The sequence below is a fragment of the Brevibacterium sp. NPDC056726 genome, from assembly GCF_042790515.1.
GTDB classification, from domain to species: Bacteria; Actinomycetota; Actinomycetes; order Actinomycetales; family Brevibacteriaceae; genus Brevibacterium; species Brevibacterium sanguinis.
The window spans coordinates 242,402-255,445 of the sequence record NZ_JBHTYZ010000002.1; the positions used below are offsets into that span (position 1 = coordinate 242,402).

General features: G+C 70.2%; 14 protein-coding genes. 6 read left to right on the forward strand and 8 right to left on the reverse strand.

Translation table 11 applies throughout. The features are described from left to right. Positions 1-79 precede the first annotated feature (79 nt). The 4 genes from ACFQ91_RS04535 to ACFQ91_RS04550 form a co-directional block, all read right to left on the reverse strand. Positions 80-1,120, reverse strand: a complete 1,041-nt coding sequence (locus tag ACFQ91_RS04535) for a DUF418 domain-containing protein (protein WP_198498399.1) — start codon at positions 1,118-1,120, stop codon at positions 80-82. A gap of 67 nt (positions 1,121-1,187) precedes the next feature. Then, entirely contained in the window at positions 1,188-1,841 is a 654-nt protein-coding gene (locus ACFQ91_RS04540; protein ID WP_198498400.1) for a response regulator transcription factor, read from the reverse strand. Continuing rightward, the gene (locus ACFQ91_RS04545; RefSeq protein WP_198498401.1) at positions 1,838-3,022 is read right to left on the reverse strand and encodes a sensor histidine kinase; all 1,185 of its coding nucleotides are present in this window, start codon (positions 3,020-3,022) and stop codon (positions 1,838-1,840) included. Before ACFQ91_RS04545 ends, ACFQ91_RS04540 begins: the two co-directional genes overlap by 4 nt. A 36-nt stretch (positions 3,023-3,058) precedes the next feature. Then, entirely contained in the window at positions 3,059-3,622 is a 564-nt protein-coding gene (locus ACFQ91_RS04550; RefSeq protein ID WP_198498402.1) for a hypothetical protein, read from the reverse strand. Positions 3,623-3,785: 163 nt separating this feature from the next. Between ACFQ91_RS04550 and ACFQ91_RS04555 the strand changes: the two genes are divergently transcribed. Continuing rightward, positions 3,786-5,030 (forward strand): DNA glycosylase AlkZ-like family protein, encoded by a 1,245-nt coding sequence (locus ACFQ91_RS04555; protein ID WP_332839522.1) that lies wholly within the window; start codon positions 3,786-3,788, stop codon positions 5,028-5,030. A gap of 55 nt (positions 5,031-5,085) precedes the next feature. Further along, positions 5,086-7,782, forward strand: a complete 2,697-nt coding sequence (secA, locus tag ACFQ91_RS04560) for a preprotein translocase subunit SecA (RefSeq protein WP_198498403.1) — start codon at positions 5,086-5,088, stop codon at positions 7,780-7,782. A 6-nt stretch (positions 7,783-7,788) separates the two neighbouring features. On the opposite strand, the gene ACFQ91_RS04565 is transcribed toward secA, so the two are convergent. Both ACFQ91_RS04565 and ACFQ91_RS04570 read right to left on the reverse strand, forming a co-directional pair. Continuing rightward, the gene (locus ACFQ91_RS04565) at positions 7,789-8,247 is read right to left on the reverse strand and encodes an Rv3235 family protein (RefSeq protein ID WP_198498404.1); all 459 of its coding nucleotides are present in this window, start codon (positions 8,245-8,247) and stop codon (positions 7,789-7,791) included. Next, positions 8,244-9,095 carry a LysM peptidoglycan-binding domain-containing protein gene (locus ACFQ91_RS04570; RefSeq protein WP_198498405.1) on the reverse strand — a complete coding sequence of 284 codons (852 nt, stop codon included), beginning with the start codon at positions 9,093-9,095 and terminating at the stop codon, positions 8,244-8,246. The genes ACFQ91_RS04565 and ACFQ91_RS04570 overlap by 4 nt, the downstream gene beginning before the upstream one ends. A gap of 138 nt (positions 9,096-9,233) precedes the next feature. Between ACFQ91_RS04570 and ACFQ91_RS04575 the strand changes: the two genes are divergently transcribed. Then, the gene (locus ACFQ91_RS04575) at positions 9,234-9,749 is read left to right on the forward strand and encodes a hypothetical protein (protein ID WP_198498406.1); all 516 of its coding nucleotides are present in this window, start codon (positions 9,234-9,236) and stop codon (positions 9,747-9,749) included. Positions 9,750-9,765: 16 nt separating this feature from the next. Here ACFQ91_RS04575 and ACFQ91_RS04580 read toward each other — a convergent pair whose 3' ends face one another. Beyond that, positions 9,766-9,987: a helix-turn-helix domain-containing protein gene (locus ACFQ91_RS04580; RefSeq protein WP_137824735.1), complete on the reverse strand. Its 222-nt coding sequence runs from the start codon at positions 9,985-9,987 to the stop codon at positions 9,766-9,768. 164 nt (positions 9,988-10,151) lie between these two features. Between ACFQ91_RS04580 and ACFQ91_RS04585 the strand changes: the two genes are divergently transcribed. From ACFQ91_RS04585 to ACFQ91_RS04595, 3 genes are all read left to right on the forward strand, one after another. Beyond that, on the forward strand, positions 10,152-10,781 hold the full coding sequence (locus tag ACFQ91_RS04585) for a hypothetical protein (protein ID WP_198498407.1): 630 nt from the start codon (positions 10,152-10,154) through the stop codon (positions 10,779-10,781). A 5-nt stretch (positions 10,782-10,786) separates the two neighbouring features. Continuing rightward, positions 10,787-12,037, forward strand: a complete 1,251-nt coding sequence (locus ACFQ91_RS04590; RefSeq protein WP_198498408.1) for a DNA-binding response regulator — start codon at positions 10,787-10,789, stop codon at positions 12,035-12,037. Positions 12,038-12,104: 67 nt separating this feature from the next. Next, positions 12,105-12,563, forward strand: a complete 459-nt coding sequence (locus ACFQ91_RS04595; protein WP_198498409.1) for a DUF6912 family protein — start codon at positions 12,105-12,107, stop codon at positions 12,561-12,563. Between the two features lie 12 nt (positions 12,564-12,575). On the opposite strand, the gene ACFQ91_RS04600 is transcribed toward ACFQ91_RS04595, so the two are convergent. Beyond that, entirely contained in the window at positions 12,576-13,040 is a 465-nt protein-coding gene (locus ACFQ91_RS04600; protein ID WP_198498410.1) for a DUF2505 domain-containing protein, read from the reverse strand. Positions 13,041-13,044 lie beyond the last annotated feature (4 nt).

Genomic DNA, 13,044 nt, shown 5'->3' on the forward strand with positions numbered 1-13,044 from the left:
GGCGGCACACCCCGTGAAGGGGAGTGCCGCCTCGGCGCATGTCCGGGAGGTGGGCTGTTCAGTGTTCGGCGCGGGAGGCTCAGCGCTCGGCGCGGGAGGGGCCCCACGTGACGATGCGCCACAGACGCTCGAGCGGGCCCTGCGAGAAGAACCGCAGCCACACGGCGGAGGCGATGATCTGGACGATGAGGATCGCCGTGCACACAGCCGCAGCCGCGACGTAGCCGCCCTCGCTGTCGAAGGCCGCGAGGTCGGGGACGAGGAAGCGGACGCCGACGAGGAGGAGCGTGGCGCCGATGTAGTTCGTCAGCGCCATCCGCCCCAGCGGCGCGAACACGGCCCGGAGGACCGACTCGGCGGGGGTGCGCATGAGGAGCAGGACGACGATGACATAGCACAGAGCCATCGTGATCCCCAGGCCCGCGGTGATCCACTGATCGAGCTGGCGGGTGAGGTAGTCCGTGGTGAGGAACCCGGTGACGGTGACGGCGGCGGCGAGCCCGCCGACGAGGGCGAGGCGGCCCGGGTGAGCCAGCGCCGTGCGGACGAAGTCGGTGTAGCCGATCGCGAAGCCGAGGAGGAAGAGGCCGGGAATGATCGCCATCCCGCCGCCGGTGGCCATTCCGGCGATGAGGAGGAGCGCGCCGAGACCCGAGGTGATCGCCGGGAGGACGCGGGCGGGCAGCCACGTCGAGGGCAGGAGGACGACGAGCGCGGCGAGAGCGTACGGCAGGAGCGCCTCACCGGGCTGGAGGAGCATGTGGAGGGCGCCGAGGGCGCCGAGGAAGAGGAATCGGCGCAGCAGGGCGAGACGGGGCCGGGGGCTGCGTCGGCGGGCGGAGTGCCACATGATGCCGAAGCCGATGCCGAAGAGGATCGAGAAGATCGGGAAGAACCGGCCCTGGACGAAGTCCTGGCTCGCGGCGTAGAACGGGAGCGTGTCGCCGCTGCCGTCGACCGAGCTGAGTCCGAACATCGGCGGCAGGTTGACGAAGATGATGCCGCACAGGGCGACGCCGCGCAGCACGTCGAGGGCGGCGATCCGGCGGGGACGGGTGAGCTGGTCGCCGGTCGGCTGCGCGGAAGCGGGTACCGGCGGGGTGAGTGCGTGTGAGTTCATGGCCTCCATCCTCGTCGGGGAAGCGGCCTGAGACATCGGCCGGGCGACCGGTTCGCCGGCTCCGCCCTCAGCCGTTCGGCTGATCCATCGCCCCCGACTCCCACATGCGGGCCGCGATCTCGACGCGATTGCGGGCGCCGAGGCGGGTCTGGATGTTCCCGAGATGCGTCTTGACGGTGCCGAGGGAGATGTAGAGCTCGGCACAGATCTCCTGGTTCGTCAGTCCCGTGGCGACAAGGGCGGCGACGTCGCGTTCGCGCTCGCTCAGGCTCTCCACCCGGTCGCGGCCGGGCCCGGCGTGCGGCTGCGCGGCCGGTGAGCGGCGGCGCAGGAGAGCGAGGGTGAGGGCGGGAGAGATGAGGGCCTCCCCGTCGACGGCGGCCTTGACCCCGGCGATGAGGAGGTCGGGTCCGGCGTCCTTGAGGAGGAACCCGCTCGCGCCCTGGTCGAGGGCGGCATCGACGTACTCCTCGTCGTCGAACGTCGTCACCATGATGACCTTCGTCAGGGGGGTCAGCCGCGGCAGCGCGGAGAGTCCGTCGAGGCGGGGCATGCGGATGTCGAGGAGGACGACGTCGGGGTGCTCCCGCTTGGTCAGCTCGATCGCATCGACCCCGTCAGCACCCTGCCCGACGACGGTGATGTCGGGGTCGGCATCGAGGATGAGCGCGAAGCCCATCCGGACCATCTCCTGGTCATCGACGAGGGCGACTCTGATCATCGGCGGGGCTCCTTCGGGTGGGTCGGCGGGGTCGGTTGAATCGGTGCAGTGAGCGGGATGCGGGCGCGGACCTCCCAGCCGCCGGCGACGGGACCGGCGGTCAGGGTGCCGCCGGTGCCCTCGACCCGGTGGCGGAGTCCGATGAGACCGGAGCCGCTGCCGCGTCCGATCCCCTCGGCCCCCGGTGCGTTGGCGATCGTGAGGATCACGGCGCCGAGGCGGTCGGCGGTGATGTCGTCGGCGGTGAGTCCGATCGTCACCGGCACGGCGGTGCCCGCGTGCCGGCGGATGTTCGTCAGGGATTCGACGAGGACGCGGTCGAGGACGGCCCAGACGGGGCCGGGGACCGCCTCGGCGAGGGAGGCATCGAGGTCGACGGTCACCGCAGTGCCCCCGGCCGCGCGGAAGGCCTCGACCCGATCGAGGAGTCCCTGGCGGCCGGTCGTCACCGGGGTCCGGGCGGCAGCGGCATCGTCGTGGGTGGCCGAGACGAGGGCGCGGATCTCCTCGAGCGCGCGGGTGCCCGACTCCTCGATCTTGCCCAGCGCCGTGTGGAGGATGCCGACGTCGTCGCTGCGGGCGGCCGCCTGGGAGAGGACGACGATGCCGGTGACCTCGTGGGCGACCATGTCGTGGAGTTCGGTGGCGATGCGGCGGCGCTCGTCGGCGACGGCGGTGGCGTGACGTTCGATGAGCGAGCGGTCGACCATCCGCAGGAGCAGGCCGAGGGCGAGGGCGGCGATGACCCCGGTCGAGGCGCCGAAGGCGAACGTGAAGCCGTCCCCGGCGGAGAAGCCGGCGGCGAGCCCCGGTGCGAGGACGGCGGCGACGGCGAGGACGACGAGCCCGGTGATCTGGAGCGGGGAGACGGCGACCCGACCGAGGACGGCGAGGACGACGAGGCTGAGCCACAGCACAGTGATGCTGATGCCGGAGCCCACGACGAGGACGAGCTGGGCGGCGACGAGGACGGCGACGACGATGAGCAGCAGGCGCGCCGTGCCCGGGCTGACCGCGGCTGCCGTGCGGGTCGTCAGCCGGGTGCGGATGAGGACGACGGCGCTGACCACGGTGGCGGCCACCGTGGTCAGCGCGGTGAGCAGTCCGAACGCGGCGAGGATGTCGAGTCCCAGGCAGAGCGGTACCGGCACGAGCCACAGCCAGGTCAGGACGGTCTTCATGTCTCGGAGTCTAGTCATCGCCGAGCGGTCGGGTCCTCAGGCGCGAGCGCACGTCGGGTCCGCGTACTCGATCTCCGCGGCGACGCCGTCGTTGTTGGCGAACACCGAGGTCAGCGTCGCACCGTTCGGCAGGTCGAGGCTGCCGATGCTGCGGTCGTCGGCGAAGACCTCGAGCTTGCCGTCACCGGCGGTGCCGGAGAACGTCACGGTCTTCCCGCCCATCGTCGCCTGGTCGGTGAACGCCCCGGCTTCGTCCTCGACGGGGCGCGCATCCGCCTGCGGGTAGTCGAAGGTGACGAAGCGGGAGACGCGGGCCGCCCGGCCGTCGCTGAGCTCGTGGACGATGAGCTGGTCCTTCTTCGTCCCGGCCTGCGGGGCGAGATCGACGTAGGTGAGCTCGGCCCGCTCGGCCATCGCCGAGAGGATGTAGGGGCGCCCGTGGACCTCGATGCCCGAGGCGGTGACGTCGCAGCCGCCGAGGTAGTCCTCGACCTGGGCTTCGAGCTGGGCCTTCGACCGGTACTCCCAGAAGAAGAGCGCGCCGATGCCGACTGCCAGCGCGGTGAGAACGGAGGTGAGGGCGATGATGACCTTCTTCATGAGAGGTCCTTCCTGTGTTCGAGGGACGGACCGGAGGGTGGTCCGCTGTGGGATCTCCATCCTGTCGCGCGGCAGGGGGCGGCGACCTCAGCCGTTCGGCCGATCCGACTCGGCCGAACGGGCAGAGCTGGGTCGCGTCAGTGGGGTGGCCTATCGTGGGGCCATGCAGACGATGTCACTGGCGGCGGCGCGGCGGACGGCGATCGCGGCGACCGGTCTCGACCGTCCCCGCCCGCCGCAGGTCACCGCGCGCCATCTCAAGGCGACGTTCGAGCGGATGGGATTGGCGCAGATCGACTCGGTCGCCCGAGTCGTGCGCTCCCACTACCTGCCCTTCTACTCGCGGTTGGGACCCTATGACCGCAGTCGGCTCGACCGGCTCCTCTACTCCGACCCGCGGATGGGCGCCGAGTACTGGGCGCACGCGGCGGCCTTCGTGCCCCCGGAGACGTGGCGCCACTTCGCCCGCAGCCGAGCGGAGTGGTGGCGCATCGACCACGGACAGCGCCACCCGGAGACCGGGGCGGCCTTTCGGGCCCTGCAGCGGTCCCTCCTCGAGGCGCTCGAGGACGGACCGCAGACCGCCAGGTCGGTCTCCGAGCTCGTCGACCATGACCTACCCGAACGCCACCGCGGGCACTGGGGGTGGAACCCGAGCCAGGTGAAGTCGGCGCTCGAAGCGCTCTTCGTCTCCGGGGCGGTGAGCTCCGCGGGACGCAATGACCATTTCGAGCGCATCTATGCGCTGCCGCGCGATGTCAGCCCCCTCCTCGGCGAACCGGTCCTCGCCTACGGCACCCCGGAGGCCCCGGACCTCGGGCTGCAGAGCGGCGCGGGCAAGCCCCCGCGGGGCGTGTCCGGGACGGCCAACGACGTGCTGGCCCTCACGCGCATCGCCGCCCGGGCTCTCGGGGTCGCGCGCCCGGACTGCCTCGCCGACTACTTCCGACAGCTGCGCGCCCCGACCGACGTCGCGATCGAGACGCTGCTCACCTCTGGCGAACTCGTCGAGGTCGAGGTCGCGGGCTCGCCCGCCCTGCGCTGGCATGCGGCGAGGACCCCGCGGGCGACGGCGGCCAGAGCCCTGCTCGCCCCCTTCGACCCGCTCGTCTTCCACCGCCCGCGCATCGAATGGCTTTTCGACTTCCACTTCCGCATCGAGATCTACACCCCCGCGTCCCGGCGGAAGCACGGGTACTACGTCATGCCGTTCCTCCTCGGCGACCGCCTCGTCGCCCGCGTCGACGTCCACCGCGACGGACCGGCGGGAGTGCTCCGCGCGCTCAAGGTGACCTGGGAGCCGGGGGAGGAGCACTGGGACGAGCTCACCGCCGAACTCACCGCGCTGGGACGGTGGCTGGGGGCGGGGTCGGTGGATGTGTGCGGGACTCACCTGCCATTAAGCTAGGGCCTATACAGTCATTCGAGTTGTCGTCAGGCGCCCCGCGCCGAATAGGAGAGAAGTGGCTAACATCCTCGAGAAGCTTCTGCGCACCGGTGAGGGCCGGACGCTGAAGAAGCTCCGCCGGTACACCGACGCCATCAATCAGCTGTCCGATGAGTTCAGCGAGATGTCCGACGCCGAGCTGCGCGAGGAGACCGACCGGTTCAAGAAGCGCGTCGCCGACGGCGAGTCGCTCGATTCGCTGCTGCCCGAAGCCTTCGCCGCGGTGCGCGAGGCCTCCGGACGGACGCTGGGCATGCGCCACTTCGACGTCCAGCTCATGGGCGGGGCCGCCCTGCACCTCGGCAACATCGCGGAGATGAAGACCGGTGAGGGCAAGACGCTCGTGGCCACCGCGCCGGCGTACCTCAACGCGCTGACCGGCAACGGCGTCCACGTCATCACCGTCAACGACTACCTCGCGACCTATCAGTCCGAGCTCATGGGCCGCGTCTTCCGCTTCCTCGGCATGGAGACCGGCTGCATCCAGGCGAACATGCCCTCGGACGAGCGCCGCAAGCAGTACGCCGCCGACATCACCTACGGGACGAACAACGAGTTCGGCTTCGACTACCTCCGCGACAACATGGCGTGGACGGCCGAGGAGCTCGTCCAGCGCGGGCACTCGTTCGCGATCGTCGACGAGGTCGACTCGATCCTCATCGACGAGGCCCGCACCCCGCTCATCATCTCCGGTCCCGCCGAAGGCGACGCGAACCGCTGGTACGAGGAGTTCGCGAAGGTCGTCAAACGACTCAAGGCCGACCGCGACTACGAGGTCGACGAGAAGAAGCGCACCGTCGGCGTGCTCGAACCCGGCATCGAACGCGTCGAGGACTACCTCGGCATCGGCAACCTCTACGACGCGGAGAACACCCCGCTCATCAGCTTCCTCAACAACGCGATCCGCGCGAAGGAGCTGTTCAAGAAGGACAAGGACTACGTCCTCCTCGACGGCGAGGTGCTCATCGTCGACGAGCACACCGGTCGCGTCCTCAAGGGCCGTCGCTACAACGAGGGCCTCCACCAGGCCATCGAGGCGAAGGAGAACGTCAAGGTCCAGGCGGAGAACCAGACGCTGGCGACGATCACCCTGCAGAACTACTTCCGCCTCTACGACAAGCTCTCGGGCATGACCGGCACGGCCGAGACCGAGGCTGCCGAGTTCATGTCGACGTACAAGCTCGGCGTCGTGCCGATCCCGACGAACAAGCCGATGCAGCGCGTCGACCAGTCCGACTTCGTCTACAAGAACGAGATCGCGAAGTTCGATGCCGTCGTCGACGACATCGTCGAGCGCCACGAGACCGGTCAGCCGGTCCTCGTCGGCACGACGAGCGTCGAGAAGAGCGAATACCTCTCGAAGCACCTCGCCAAGCGCGGTGTCCGCCACGAGGTGCTCAACGCGAAGAACCACGCCCGTGAGGCGGCGATCGTCGCTCTCGCCGGACGGAAGGGCGCGGTCACCGTGGCGACGAACATGGCCGGCCGCGGCACCGACATCATGCTCGGCGGCAACGCCGAGTTCATCGCCGTCGCCGAGATGGAGAAGCGCGGACTCGACCCCGTCGAGGACGCCGAGGAGTACGAGAAGCAGTGGCAGGACGTCCTCGCCGAGGCGGAGGCGAAGGTCGAGTCGGAGGCCGAGGAGGTCATCGAACTCGGCGGTCTCTACGTCCTCGGCACCGAACGCCACGAGTCCCGACGCATCGACAACCAGCTGCGCGGACGCTCGGGGCGTCAGGGCGACCCGGGGGAGAGCCGCTTCTACCTCTCGCTCACCGACGACCTCATGCGCCTCTTCGGCTCCGGTGCCGCCGAGCGGATCATGGCCACGGCCAATGTGCCCGACGACGTCCCGCTCGAGTCGAAGATGGTCACCCGGGCGATCCTCTCGGCGCAGACGCAGATCGAGCAGCGCAACGCCGAGCAGCGCAAGAACGTGCTCAAGTACGACGACGTCCTCAACCGCCAGCGCACCGTCATCTACGACGAGCGCCGCAAGGTCCTCGACGGCGAGGACCTCGCCGATCAGGTCGCGAGCTTCCGCGAACAGGTCATCGACGCGTACGTCCAGGCCGCGACGACCGGCCCGGTCGAGGAGTGGAAGGTCGACGAGCTCTTCGAGGCGCTCGGCAAGATCTACACCCCCTCGATCACGGAGGAGGACCTCGCCGAGGAGGTTGGCGGGCTGAGCAACCTCACGAAGAACCGCCTCAACGCGGAGATCCAGTCCGACATCGACGTCTTCTACGCCCAGCGCGAGGAGGATCTCGGTGAGGAGGCGACCCGTGAGCTCGAGCGCCGTGTCGTCCTCTCCGTCATCGACAAGCGCTGGCGCGAGCACCTCTACGAGATGGACTACCTCAAGAACGGCATCGGCCTGCGCGCGATGGCCCAGCGCGACCCCCTCGTGGAGTACCAGCGCGAGGGCTTCGAGATGTTCACGACGATGCAGGACGGGATCAAGGAGGACGTCGTGCGCCTCACCGACACCCTCGAGGTCACCGTCAACCGACCGCAGGGCGAATCCGGTGACGACTCGGAGGTCGAGGTCGACGCGGCAGAGCTGCGCCACACCACCCCGAAGATGCAGCTCTCGGCTCCGTCGGAGGACGGCGGCACCTCGGTGACCGAGGACGACGCCGACAGCGCGGACGACCCGGCTCCGGCCAACCGCGCCCAGCGCCGGGCGAAGAAGAAGGCGAAGCGCTGACGGGTCTCACATGGTCTGCAGCGCCGTCATCGTCCAGCGGTTCGTCAGCAGTTCGAGGCGGATCGCCACGGCCCGGTAGCGCGCGGGCGTGCGGACCATGACCGTGACCTCGGCGACGGTCTCGGCGACGCGGCACACGCGGGAGCGCCCGGCGGTCAGCGTGCGTTCGGCCGCATGGTCGCGGACCGGTCTCGTCGGGGCGATCTCCGCTCGCAGCTGAGCGCGCCGATCGATCTTCTCGAGCAGCTCCTGGTCGACCCAGCGGGCGATCGTGTCGCTGCGACGCACCCCGGAGAAGATCTCGAGGCACGCGATGGCCAGAGACGTCGCCGTCGCGGCGATCCGTTCGCCGTCATCGTCCGGCGGCACCGGCCGCGGGGGAGAGGCGCCAGGGGCGCTGCGGGTCAGCCGCGTGGCCGGGGCAGTCGTGCGGGCCGGGCGCGTGAGGACGAGGGGTGCGCTCATGAGGGGATCTCCAATCGCTGTCCGGGCATGATGAGATCGGGGTCGGCGCCGATGACGTCGCGGTTGGCCGAGTGGATGGCGGCCACGAGCGTCCCGCGCGCGTCATCGGAATCGGTGAGCTCGGAGGCGATCGACCACAGGCTCTCCCCACGGCTGACGATGTGCACCGTCGGTGTGGAGGAGTCCGGGCCGGGCGCGGCAGGGGCGTCGGGGTCGCGGGTGTCGGTGTCGGGCGTCTCGCCGTCCGGGTCATTCGCGGTGTCGGACGCACCGTCGGGCGGATCAGTGCTGTTCGGCGGATCCGGGCTCGCCGGAGGATCGGCAGGGTCGGTGGTCGGCCATCCGGGGTCGAGCGGCGCACCGGGAGTCGTCGGCCATCCGGGGTCGGGCAGGTCCGAGGCGGTCACGGGTCTGCTGTCGACACCCGAACTGTCGGTGACGCTCGCAACCCTCGGAACTGCGGCGGGGCTCGGACCGGCGTTGCCGGCGAGGCTCGGACCGGCATTGACCTCGAGGCTCGGGCCGGAGCCGCCACCGACGGCGAGGGCGCTCTGGGCCGCGCAGCCGATGGCGACGGCGGTGAGCACGCTCGACGCGAGCATCCGGGGCGCCAGCCGCACCGCTGCCGCACTGAGCCGGGTCCGCAGACGACCGGTCGGCAGCACGGCGGTGACGAGCGCGAGGAGGGCCGTGAGGCCGAGGCGGGCGAACGCGAGGACGGCCGCGCCGGCGAGCGTGAGGACGACGAGGTCGCTGACCGTCCACGGTTGGGTGAGGGCCACCCACAGAGAGGCGAAGCCGCCGAGCAGAGACAGCCAGGAGATGGCACAGAGCCCGATAAGATACATTGTGAACATCCTTAAGTGTGAATGTTCAGCAATCATGCAGTTTGACTGTATTTGATGTCAATAGGATTCATCGAACTACGACACTGTAGTTAGCTCGGTCTCTTGCGGACATCGCGGGACTCGGGCAAGCTTCACGATATGGACGAGCGGATCGACGCCTTCCTCGATGACCTCGAAGCCATGCACACATGGCGCGAGCGTCATGCCCGACGCGGCGAGTTCTCCGATGAGCTCGCGATGCAGGCCGCGGAGCGGACTCTCCTCGAGCGCCTGCGCGGCAGCCTCGGGGAGGAGGTCAGGGTGACGACCGAGAGTCGGGAGATCACGGGGACAGCGGTCTTCCTCGGTGCCGGGATCTGCGTCATCGCCGGGACGGAGGTGACGATCGTGTCACTGGCCTGTCTCTACGAGCTGCGGACCGGATCCCGCCGGCACGACCACGGGGCGGGTCCGCTGGAGAGGCTCGGGATGGGGTCGGCGCTGCGGCGTCTGGCCGCCTGGCATGAGGAGATCGTCATCGAGCTGCGGGCGACGGGCAGGACGATCCGCGGGCGCACCGACATGGTCGCCGCCGACTACGTCGAGATCGCGGGTCGGATCATCCCGCTCTCGCGGATCGCCGCAGTGCAGGCGCGGGTGAATCCCTTTGCGTGAGGGGCGGCGCGGGAGATCAGTCGTCGAGGAGGCCGGCCTTGATCTCGTGCTCGGTGCGCTCGTACATCCGCTGGATGTACGCCTCGATCTCGGCCTTCTCGACGCGCCACTGCCCGCGGCCGCCGACCTTGATGGCGCGCAGGTCGCCGGTGCGCACGAGGGCGCGCGCCTGAGCGATCGAGACATTGAGCAGTTCGGCCACGTCGGTGAGTGGCAGGAAGCGGTTTTCGACGACCATGACGGTTCTCCCCAATTCCAAGCGACGGCATTGTTCCCAGCGATGACAGGGCCTCAAGCGACAACAGTTTTGCCTGAAATCATTGCTTTGACCCCATTTGATACTCGATACTATCACTCACCGGCAATTCCTGTCATGGGAAAATCCCCCGAATCGGAGATGCAATGGAGCTCTCGAGACGTTTCCGCCCGCCCCGCTGGACCGACGCCAGGCTGCTCGTCGGCGCCGTCCTCGTCATCGCGGCCATCGTCGCCACCTATCTCCTCGTCAGCGCCGCCACGGCGACGACCCGGGTCTGGGCCAGCGCGGCATCCCTCGTCCCCGGTCAGGCACTCGGGCCCGACGACCTCGTCGTCGCCGAGGTCAACCTCGCCGACGTCGGGGACAAGTACCTCTCCGCCGACACGCCGCTGCCGCAGGACTCGAGCGTGCGCTCCGTCATCGCCGAAGGGGAGCTCGTGCCCGCCTCGGCGGTGACCCCGATGGCCGAACTCGAGGGCCGGATCGTCGCGATCGACGTTCCCGGATCGGTGCCCTCGGTCGTCGACCGGGGCAGCCTCGTCGATGTGTGGGCCCAACCGGAGTCGACGGGACTCGACGACGAGGCCGGCGACCCTGAGCAGATCGTCAGCGGCGCCCCGGTCGCCCACATCACCCGTGACGTCGGCAGCTTCGGGGTCGGCGACGGGGCCCGGATCGAAGTCTTCGTCCCGGCCACCGCGCTGTCCGGGGTGCTGTCCGCCCTCGACGGCCGCAGCGTCCTCTCCGTCGTCGGCGCCCCCGGCGGGAGCTGATCGCGATGCCCCAGGTGCTCCTCGCCGTCGACTTCGAGTACGACCTCATCCTCTTCGAACTGCTCAGCGACCTCGACGACGTCGACGTCGTCGCCCGTCCCGCCGACGACGTCGAACTCCTCGCCCTGTGCCGGACCGGCAGCGCCGACATAGCGATCGTCGGAGAGTACTTCCCCGGCCTCGACGCCGACGTCATCGCGGCCGTGCTCGCCACCGGGACGAAGGTGCTCGGCGTCGGGGCCGATGAGGCCGCCCTGGCACGCCTCGGCATCACGACGGCGGTGCCCGCCACCGCCGATGCCCTCCGGGTCGCCCGCGCCCTCGACGACGTCACCCGCAGCGCCGTCGTGCCGCCCCGCCCGGCGTCCCCGCCGGGACGCACCGCACCGGCCGGGCGGATCATCACGGTGTGGGGGACCGGGTCGTCCCCGGGGCGCACGCTCACCGCCGTCAACCTCGGCGATCAGTCCTCCCGTCTCGGACATCGCACCGTCGTCGTCGATGCCGACACGGTGGGGGCGATGGTCGCCACGACGCTCGGCCTGACGGAGGAGTCCTCGCACCTGGCGAGCCTGTGCCGGCTCGAGGCGGAGAAGTCCCCGCCCACCGACATCAGCGGGGTGCCGCACGCGGCGATCCGCGACGACTTCCACGTCATCACCGGGCTGACCCGGCCCGAACGGTGGCCGGAGGTGCGGGGAGCCGTGCTCCGCTCGGCGCTGCGCGACCTCGCGGGACTCTACGATCTCGTCGTCGTCGACGTCTCCGACCGCCTCGATCCCGACGACGACTTCGCCGATCCCTTCTACGATCGACACTGCGCGACCCGGGCGGCCCTCGACGCGGCCGACGATGTCGTCGTGCTCGCGACCGGCGATCCCATCGGCCTGCAGAAGCTCGTGCGGCTCCTCGGCACCGAACGCTGCGAGCAGATGCGCGAGACCCTGCGGATCGGGATCACGAAGGTGAGGGCCTCGGCGGTCGGGCACCCGGCGGAGACGCGGATCAGGGAGGCGCTCGGACGCTTCGCCGGACGCGAACCCGACTTCGTCTTCAGCGACGATCGGGCGACCGTCGACGCGGCGCTGCTGTCGGGGCGCACCGTGGCAGAGGTCAGTCCGAAGTCGGCGCTCAGCCGCCAGTTCGCCGAGGTCGCCGCCGGGCTCCTCCCCACGCGCCGGCGGATTCGGCACCGGTCCGGCAGCGCCCGGAGTGGGAGCATTCGCGGAGTCGCGGCCCGGCTCCGGTCACTCTGAGCCCCGCTGGTCGCCCTCCGGTGAGCGACTCCGGTGCAATGGGCGCGCTTGACCCTAGGATGGAGGCATGGCTGTTCGCTGCTACATCCCGACCACTCTCGCCGCCCTCGCCGCCGGACTGCAGACCGCGACCGCGGTCGCCCCGGACGCCGCTGCCGCCCAGCTCCGCGGTGAGGACCTCGACGAGGCCGAGTTCACGGCGATGAGCATCGCTGCGGCCCTCGCCGCCGACGAGGCGCTGAGCTCCGGCGCGGAGTCGGCGTCCCCGCGGGCCGTCGTCGCCTACGATGCGCCGGCGACGAGCGACCGGGAGCCGCTCGCTCCGGGATTCGACGCGCTCACCCTCACCCGAGTCGACGAGGACCGCATCGTCAGCGTCCACCTCGACGAAGCCGCCGAATGGGACGCGGCGCTCGAGCTGGCCATGGCACAGGGCATCGAGGCGGCCGGCGACCGCCTCGGCGATTCCGATCTCCTCTGGTACGACCGGACCGAGCTGGGCGACCTGCTGCGCGATCGCACCTGAGCGGACTCCGGCTCAGACGGCGGCGAGCCGGTCGAGTCGCTCGCGCAGTTGGGTCTCGAGGATGGGCACGAGCGCCTGCTCGATCATCGACCCGAACATCGGCACCGAGGAGCTGATCTCAGAGCGCACCGTGGCCGCCGTTCCGCTGCCCTCGGAGACGAGGGTGAGGAGGGAATCGATCTCGACGGGCACCCCGGCGGCGTGGGCGGTCATCCGGACCTCGGCGCGATCGCCGATGACGTCCCCGGGAACCATGTAGACCTCGACGAGCTCGGCACCCGAGGGCAGGCGCGAGGCCAGGGTCGCCGGCAGCTCACTGGCCGGCACAGCGGTGCGCACGGTCACCTCGGTGTCGGGATCGACCCGCTGAGTCGTCGCCGCAGAGCCGAGCTTCTCCCACGTCGCGGCATCGGCGAGCAGGGCGAGGAAATCGGTGAGTCCGATCGCATAGTCATGGCTGAGTGTCAGTGTTCTCATGCCC

Coding starts and splice junctions, on each gene's coding strand:
- ACFQ91_RS04535 (WP_198498399.1), bottom strand. CDS start 1,120: ATGAACTCACACGCACTCACCCCGCCGGTACCCGCTTCCGCGCAGCCG.
- ACFQ91_RS04540 (WP_198498400.1), bottom strand. CDS start 1,841: ATGATCAGAGTCGCCCTCGTCGATGACCAGGAGATGGTCCGGATGGGC.
- ACFQ91_RS04545 (WP_198498401.1), bottom strand. CDS start 3,022: ATGAAGACCGTCCTGACCTGGCTGTGGCTCGTGCCGGTACCGCTCTGC.
- ACFQ91_RS04550 (WP_198498402.1), bottom strand. CDS start 3,622: ATGAAGAAGGTCATCATCGCCCTCACCTCCGTTCTCACCGCGCTGGCA.
- ACFQ91_RS04555 (WP_332839522.1), top strand. CDS start 3,786: ATGCAGACGATGTCACTGGCGGCGGCGCGGCGGACGGCGATCGCGGCG.
- ACFQ91_RS04565 (WP_198498404.1), bottom strand. CDS start 8,247: ATGAGCGCACCCCTCGTCCTCACGCGCCCGGCCCGCACGACTGCCCCG.
- ACFQ91_RS04570 (WP_198498405.1), bottom strand. CDS start 9,095: ATGTATCTTATCGGGCTCTGTGCCATCTCCTGGCTGTCTCTGCTCGGC.
- ACFQ91_RS04575 (WP_198498406.1), top strand. CDS start 9,234: ATGGACGAGCGGATCGACGCCTTCCTCGATGACCTCGAAGCCATGCAC.
- ACFQ91_RS04580 (WP_137824735.1), bottom strand. CDS start 9,987: ATGGTCGTCGAAAACCGCTTCCTGCCACTCACCGACGTGGCCGAACTG.
- ACFQ91_RS04585 (WP_198498407.1), top strand. CDS start 10,152: ATGGAGCTCTCGAGACGTTTCCGCCCGCCCCGCTGGACCGACGCCAGG.
- ACFQ91_RS04590 (WP_198498408.1), top strand. CDS start 10,787: ATGCCCCAGGTGCTCCTCGCCGTCGACTTCGAGTACGACCTCATCCTC.
- ACFQ91_RS04595 (WP_198498409.1), top strand. CDS start 12,105: ATGGCTGTTCGCTGCTACATCCCGACCACTCTCGCCGCCCTCGCCGCC.
- ACFQ91_RS04600 (WP_198498410.1), bottom strand. CDS start 13,040: ATGAGAACACTGACACTCAGCCATGACTATGCGATCGGACTCACCGAT.